Annotated in this window: 7 protein-coding genes; 2 read left to right on the top strand and 5 right to left on the bottom strand. The window is 59.0% G+C overall.

The genetic code is table 11. The features are described from left to right. From SE16_RS12950 to SE16_RS12930, 5 genes are all read right to left on the bottom strand, one after another. Positions 1–1480, bottom strand: a 1480-nt coding sequence (locus tag SE16_RS12950) for a branched-chain amino acid ABC transporter substrate-binding protein (protein ID WP_060687704.1), incomplete at its 3' end; no start/stop codon positions are given. A 56-nt stretch (positions 1481–1536) separates the two neighbouring features. Then, positions 1537–2241 (bottom strand): ABC transporter ATP-binding protein, encoded by a 705-nt coding sequence (locus SE16_RS12945; RefSeq protein WP_054493468.1) that lies wholly within the window; start codon positions 2239–2241, stop codon positions 1537–1539. After that, complete coding sequence (locus tag SE16_RS12940; RefSeq protein WP_054493469.1) at positions 2241–3056, bottom strand: ABC transporter ATP-binding protein; 816 nt, start codon at positions 3054–3056, stop codon at positions 2241–2243. Before SE16_RS12940 ends, SE16_RS12945 begins: the two co-directional genes overlap by 1 nt. Before the next feature lie 27 nt (positions 3057–3083). Then, entirely contained in the window at positions 3084–4787 is a 1704-nt protein-coding gene (locus tag SE16_RS12935) for a branched-chain amino acid ABC transporter permease (RefSeq protein ID WP_054493470.1), read from the bottom strand. An 18-nt stretch (positions 4788–4805) separates the two neighbouring features. Then, positions 4806–5870: a branched-chain amino acid ABC transporter permease gene (locus tag SE16_RS12930; protein ID WP_235472394.1), complete on the bottom strand. Its 1065-nt coding sequence runs from the start codon at positions 5868–5870 to the stop codon at positions 4806–4808. Positions 5871–6120: 250 nt separating this feature from the next. On the opposite strand from SE16_RS12930, the gene SE16_RS12925 reads away from it, so the two are divergent. Next, the gene (locus SE16_RS12925) at positions 6121–6474 is read left to right on the top strand and encodes a histidine triad nucleotide-binding protein (protein WP_060687702.1); all 354 of its coding nucleotides are present in this window, start codon (positions 6121–6123) and stop codon (positions 6472–6474) included. Positions 6475–6518: 44 nt separating this feature from the next. Then, positions 6519–6977 carry a GatB/YqeY domain-containing protein gene (locus tag SE16_RS12920; RefSeq protein ID WP_054493472.1) on the top strand — a complete coding sequence of 153 codons (459 nt, stop codon included), beginning with the start codon at positions 6519–6521 and terminating at the stop codon, positions 6975–6977. Position 6978: the final 1 nt, after the last annotated feature.

Raw genomic sequence — 6978 nt, 5'->3', positions numbered from 1 at the left:
AGTCTTCGACCACCAACTCCACCGGGTGCCCCTTGATTTCCGGCTTGTCTTCCACCGCCAACTCCGCGGCGTTCTGCATGTCAATCCCCAGGTTCGCCACGTCGCCGCTCAGCCCCGCGGCAAACCCAATCCTCACCGGTTCACCCGGCGCCAACTCCACTACGCCCCACGGGTCATTGCTCACGTCCACAGCGCCTTCTTCACCGCCCATGCTTTCGCCCTCAGGCGGGAAGACGCGCACCCATTCGCCGTTCTGCACCTGGTAGATGATGATGTTCGCCGAACCACAGTCGCCTTTCTCGTCGCACGTAATCGTGCCGCTCAGACCCTGGTAGTTCTTCGTCGCACGCACCGCTTCCGCCAACGCCTTGCGCGGAATCAGCAGCGTGCCGTCTTCCCGTTCCACCGCCACTTTCTCAATCGCGTTCAGCAGCACCATCGTCGCGTCATACGCGTGCGCGTGGAACGGTCCCAGTTCGCTCGGCTCCACGCCGTACTTCTCCTTGTACCGTGCGCGGAACGCTTCCAACTCCGGCGACCCCGCCGGCAGGTCTGCAAACGTCGCATACGACCCTTCCGCCGCCCCACCGGCCGCTTCAATGTACTGGTCCGAGAACGCACCGTCGTCCGTGAAGAAAATCGCATCTTCCAGGCCCACTTCGTTCTTCTGGCTCACCAGCAACGCCGCTTCCGCCTGGAACCCACCAAAGTAAATCGCCTCCGGTGCGTTCGCCGCAATCTTCGTCAACGTCGCACGGAAGTCCTTTTCGCCAACCGTGATCCCTTCGTAGTCGGTCACTTCCCCGCCAAGACCCTCGAACGTTTCCTTGAACACGTCCGCCAGGCCCTGACCATACGCCGACCCGTCGTGAATCACCGCGACCTTCCGCACTCCCAACTCGTTGTACAGGTACTCGGCTGCCGCCGACCCCTGCACTGCGTCGTTCCACGCCACGCGGTTCACCGTCTCCAACCCGCGGCTCGTCAGCGCCACCGCCGTCGAAGACGGGCTAATCATCACGATGTGCGCCTGTTCGTAAATGTCGCTCGCCGGAATCGATGCGCTCGAGCACATGTGCCCCACAACGCCCAGGATCTTCCCGTCCGCCGCAAACTTCTGCGCCACGGCCGTCCCGCCTTCACCCGAGCATTGCGAGTCTTCGACCACCAACTCCACCGGGTGCCCCTTGATTTCCGGCTTGTCTTCCACCGCCAACTCCGCGGCGTTCTGCATGTCAATCCCCAGGTTCGCCACGTCGCCGCTCAGCCCCGCGGCAAACCCTATCTTCACCGGTTCTCCCGGCGCCAACTCCACCACACCCCACGGGTCTTCCACTGTCGCGGCTTCCCCGCCGGTCTGCTCCGTGGTTTCCCTGCCGGCTTGCGGTTCTTCCGTCGCCGTCGTCTCTTCACCGCCACCACCACAGGCGGCCAACGCCAGCGCCAGAAGCACCATCAAGGCAATGAGATATTTGCGCATAGGCCTCCTCCTTTTGCGGTTGGTTGACACAACGCAACCACGTTGGCAGAACCGTCTCAACCGCCCAGATAGGCGGCTTTGACTTCCTCGCTATCCATCAACTCGGCCGCCGGTCCGGCCAAGCGAATGCGTCCGGTTTCGAGGACATAGCCGCGCGTAGCAATTGAAAGCGCCAAGCGCGCGTTTTGTTCCACCAGCAGGACAGTTGTGCCTTGCTCGTTGATTTCCTTGATGATGTCGAAAATTTGCTGAACCAGAATCGGCGCCAACCCCATGCTCGGCTCGTCCAACAGGAGAATGCGCGGACGGCTCATCAACGCGCGTCCAATCGCCAGCATCTGCTGTTCACCGCCGGAGAGTGTTCCCCCCGGTTGTTTGAGCCGTTCGCGCAAGCGCGGGAACAGGTTGAGCACACGCTCGAAGTCTTCCTTGATACCATCTTTATCTTTACGCAAAAAAGCGCCCAGTTCCAAATTTTCGCGCACCGTCAAACGCCCGAAAATTTTGCGCCCTTCGGGACAATGCGCGATACCCATCTCGGTAATCTTGTGCGCCGGCAAGCCGTCAATACGCTGTCCTTCAAACCAAATTTCCCCTTCGCGCGGCGTCAACAAGCCGCTGATGGTGCGCAGGGTGGTTGTTTTCCCGGCGCCGTTCGAGCCAATCAGGGTGACAATCTCGCCTTCTTCCACCGTCAGCGAGATCCCTTTCAGCGCGTGAATATGACCATAGAACGTGTGAACATTCTTCAATTCGAGCACTAGTCGTCCCTCCCGCGTCGCCGTGCTTCGGCGGCCTGTTCCGTCCCCACTGTCCCAAGATACGCCTCAATGACCTTGGGATTCTTTTGCACTTCTTCGGGCGTCCCCTCGGCGATGAGTTCGCCATGGTCAAGCACGCTGACTTTGTCGGAAATCCCCATCACCACACGCATATCGTGTTCAATCAGCAGAATGCTCAGCCCCAAATCATCACACAAGCGCCGAATCAGGTCGGTCATCTCTTCGGTTTCGTTCGGGTTCATCCCCGCCGTCGGCTCGTCGAGCAAGAGCAGTTTCGGCTCGGTTGCCAACGCGCGGGCGATTTCCAGGCGGCGCTGGTAGCCATAGGGCAGGCTGGTTGCCACTTCATCCGCGGCATCCGCCATTCCCACGTATTCCAGCAATTCCAGCGCACGTTTGCGCGCCCACGCCTCTTCACGGCGATAGCGCGGCGTGTGGAAAATCGCATCAATCATGTTCGACTTGGTGCGGCAATGCGTGCCGACCATGACATTTTCCAACGCCGTCATACTCCCGAAAAGACGAATGTTCTGGAACGTGCGGCTAATCCCCAACGCCGTAATACGGTCGGGCGGGACGCCAATCAGCGAATACTTGCCGTCAAAGATGATTTCGCCCTCATCAGCCTTGTACAATCCGGTGAGACAGTTGAAAAACGTCGTCTTGCCAGCCCCGTTTGGGCCAATCAGCCCGGCAATCGTGCGGCGTTCAATCGTGAAATTGACGCGATTGACCGCCACCAGACCGCCAAAGCGTTTGGTCACCCCACGTGCTTCGAGAATGTAATCGCTCATCTGCGTGCTCCGTCTTCTCACACTCGGCTATGCCGTACTTTTCAACTCGGCTTCGTCAATCTCGATGTCTTCCATGGCTTCATGGATTTCGCGTGCACGTCGGCGCGAGGGCAACAACCCTTCGGGGCGTACCAGCATCATCACCACCAGCAAAGCCCCGTAGATGAGCAGGCGGTATTCCTGCAAGGCGCGCAACAGCTCAGGCAACCCCTTGAGCGCCACCGCGCCGGCAATCACGCCGGGAATCGAGCCCATCCCACCGATGATGATGAGCGAAAGCGCTTCAATCGAAACCAGCAACCCAAAGTCGGCGGGGAAGATGTTGCGCTGACGGGCGGCGAAAATCAGCCCGGCCAGGCCGGCAAACGCGGCACCCGTGGCAAACGCCAGCAACTTGTAATTGACGGTGTTGATTCCCATGGCTTGCGCAACGTCTTCATCTTCACGCATTGCAATCCAGGCGCGCCCAATACGCGAATTGTTGAGCCGCGCCGTCACAAACGCAACCAACACCGCCCCGATGAAAATCAAGTAGTAGAAGCGCAGCGGTGTATTGATGACAAAGCCAAAAATCTCCGGCGGCTGAATCTGCAAAATGCCCTGCGCCCCACCGGTCAGCTCAGTCTGGTTGTTCATGATGAGGCGGATGATTTCACCAAAGCCCAGCGTCACAATCGCCAGGTAGTCGCCACGCATCCGCAACACCGGCACACCCAGGATAATCCCCGCCAACGCCGCCACCATCATCGCAATCGGTAGCGAAAGCCAGAACGAAAGGTCCAGCCCATACTTTGGCGAATTGAGAAAGGCGTAGGTGTACGCGCCAATAGCGAAGAAGGCGACATACCCCAGGTCGAGCAAGCCGGCGAAACCGACCACCACGTTCAAGCCCAACCCCATCATCACGAAAATGCCAATGGTGGTGAGCACCTGGTTCCAATAGCTCCCCAGCGAAAGCGGGAAGAAGAGCGCCAGCAGAATGAAGGCAATGCCAAAGAGGCGGCGCGTGGTGGTCAGGCGTTCTTTGAGGCGCACGGCTTGCGCCGGCGCCGCCAGCGACAGGGCAATCCCGCCCAGATACCCGACAATCAGCACCACAGCACCAATGCGCAAAATGCGGTAGAGGTCATTCGGAAGCGCAAAGCCCAACGGGCCTTCCGCGAGTTCACGCAGGGCGGGCATCCACTGCCCCAAGGCGAACAAGAGCGCCGTCACCCCGCCGACGATGACATAGAGCACCAGCAAGAAGGAAGCGAGGCGGTTGCCCGTTGCGGTTGCGCCTTCGGGCAAACGAATGCGGTTCCACGCCACATTGCCGAAAGCGCCTACCAGCGCCAACACCACGCCGCCAACCACTTGCAGCACCAAACCGGTGGGCACACCGCGCCCAAACGTCAGCAGCTCCACCGTCTCAGGTGTGATATTGGCGAACACGTCGCGCAAGTTGACACGGCTCGCCCAGAAGGTGAAGAGCGCCAGCAAAACCGTCATCGTGGCGCCGGCCACGGCAGCCGACAGCGCACCTTCGCCAATCTGTCCACCATCACGGCGAACCGTTCGCATCACATACGCGCCCACCCACACCCCAAAGAGCGCAAAAATCATATTCGGCACACTGACACCCAGCAGGCTATTGGCGGCAAACGCCCCATACAAGCCCACCAGCACGACGAACAGAAACACAACGCCAAAAATCAGACCGTCGCGGATTCCCAATCGCACGTTCCGCATGGTGGTTTGTCTCCCCAACTAGGCTCGCTTTTCAGACAACACTTCACCCAACAGACCCGTCGGGCGGAAGATGAGCACCAACACCAGCAAACTGAACGCAATCACGTCCTTGTACTGCGACGGAATACCCAGCGCCGTCGGCCCCAGGGATTCCGCCAACCCCAGGAAGAAGCCGCCGAACATAGCGCCGGGGATGTTACCAATCCCCCCCAACACCGCCGCCGTAAAGGCTTTGATTCCGGGGATGAAGCCGATGAAGGCGTTGACCTGGCTATTGTGGAAGCCCAGCATCACCCCGGCGGCACCCGCCAGCAGCGAACCAAGCATAAACGTTTGGACAATCACGCGGTCAACGTCAATCCCCATCAGCGCGGCGGTGTCTTTGTCTTCAGCGACCGCGCGCATGGCTTTCCCCAACTTGGTGTATTGCACCAACAGGTACAAGCCAATCATCAGCAAAATCGAGGTGACGAAAATGAGCACACCGGTGCGCGGCACAAAAATCCCCGATTCACCCAGGCGGAAGCCCCCTTCAATGACACTCGGCTTCACATACACCCGCAACTTGGAACCGAAGATACGCAGCGCCGCATTCTGCAAGAAAATGGACGCCCCAATAGCGGTAATCAGCGGCACAAGGCGCGGCGCACGCCGCAACGGACGATACGCCACCCGTTCCAGGGTAATCCCGGCCAGCATGGAAACGAGCATCCCCGCGATGAACGTAATCACCAGCGTCAAAATCGGGTTCGTTTCCATAAAGCCGCGCGCATTGAGGAACGTCAGGGTGAAGTAGCCCGCATACGCCCCCAGCATCATCACTTCGCCGTGGGCAAAGTTAATCATGAAGAGAATGCCGTACACGAGCGTGTACCCCAACGCAATCAGGGCATAGACACCCCCAAGAACAAGCCCGTTGACCAGCTGGAACCCCCAAATGGTCGCCGTCAGCTCTTCTTGGGTCGTCAGAACAACAAAAATACGGTAGAGAATGACCAGCAAACTAATGCCACCCAACCCCCAAAGAATGAGCGTGGTGAAGTCGGGCATCGTTCGGGCACGGCGTGAGGCTTTGATCGTCATACGCTCCCCCTACGATTTCCCTACAACACGGAGACGGCGCGGATTATAATCGTTCGCAAAGCAAATTGTCAAACGTCTCCAGCGTGCGGAAACCCCGTCAACAAAACGCCTTTGCTATTTGGGCTTTGCTCTCCCCTTCAACCATGCTACCATATCGTGCCGCCGCCACTCTGCTGGCGGCGAATCGTTGTGCAAGCGTCAAGCAACCGAGCGCCAACCGGTGGTATCATTCAAGCACAAGGAGTAGTCAATGAGCCAGGATTGCATTTTCTGCAAAATCGTCCAGGGTGAGATTCCCGCCACGATTGTCTATCAAGACGAACTGGCGACCGCCTTTCGCGATATCAACCCGCAAGCGCCCATGCATGTGTTGGTGGTGCCCAATCGGCACATTGACGATATCACCGCCCTGAGCGAGGCGGATGAGCCACTGGCGGGGCATCTCCTGCGTGTAGCGGCGCAAGTCGCCGCCCAAGAGGGGCTTGCCACACCCGACCGCGGCTTCCGCGTACTCGTCAACTATGGCGATGAAGGGGGGCTGGTCGTGCATCACCTGCACGTACACGTGCTGGGTGGGCGCAAAATGGGGTGGCCGCCAGGCTGAGCAACGACAACACCATCATACAACGACAGCATACGGGGGAAACAATGAGCCTGAAAGAACGTTTGCAACAAGACCTGAAAGAAGCCTTGCGCAATCGTGATGACGTGCGCCGCAACACCATTCGATTGCTGCTCACCGCCATCAAAAACGCCGAAATCGAACATGGCGGTGAACTGAGCGACGAACAAATCGTGCAATTGCTGCAAAAGCAAGCCAAGCAGCGGCGCGATTCCATCGAGCAATATCGGCAAGGGGGGCGCGAGGATTTGGTGGCCGAAGAAAGCGCCGAACTCGCCATCATCGAAGAATATCTGCCCGAACAATTGAGCGAGGATGAAATCCGCGCCGAAGCGCTTGCGCAAATTGAAGCCGTTGGCGCCACAAGCCCGCGCGATATGGGCAAAGTCATGGGGCCGCTCATGGCGAAACTGCGTGGGCGCGCCGACGGGGCGTTGGTGCAAAAGGTTGTACGCGAATTGTTAGCCGAACGCTCGGCATCCTAAA

The sequence above is a fragment of the Ardenticatena maritima genome (assembly GCF_001306175.1).
Taxonomy (GTDB): domain Bacteria; phylum Chloroflexota; class Anaerolineae; order Ardenticatenales; family Ardenticatenaceae; genus Ardenticatena; species Ardenticatena maritima.
Note: the sequence above shows the minus strand (reverse complement) of the source record. Positions and strands in the feature narration are given on the sequence as shown.

What these genes read in the sequence shown, in the direction of transcription:
- SE16_RS12920 (WP_054493472.1), top strand. Translation starts at nt 6,519, where the DNA reads ATGAGCCTGAAAGAACGTTTGCAACAAGACCTGAAAGAAGCCTTGCGC.
- SE16_RS12925 (WP_060687702.1), top strand. Translation starts at nt 6,121, where the DNA reads ATGAGCCAGGATTGCATTTTCTGCAAAATCGTCCAGGGTGAGATTCCC.
- SE16_RS12940 (WP_054493469.1), bottom strand. Translation starts at nt 3,056, where the DNA reads ATGAGCGATTACATTCTCGAAGCACGTGGGGTGACCAAACGCTTTGGC.
- SE16_RS12930 (WP_235472394.1), bottom strand. Translation starts at nt 5,870, where the DNA reads ATGACGATCAAAGCCTCACGCCGTGCCCGAACGATGCCCGACTTCACC.
- SE16_RS12935 (WP_054493470.1), bottom strand. Translation starts at nt 4,787, where the DNA reads ATGCGGAACGTGCGATTGGGAATCCGCGACGGTCTGATTTTTGGCGTT.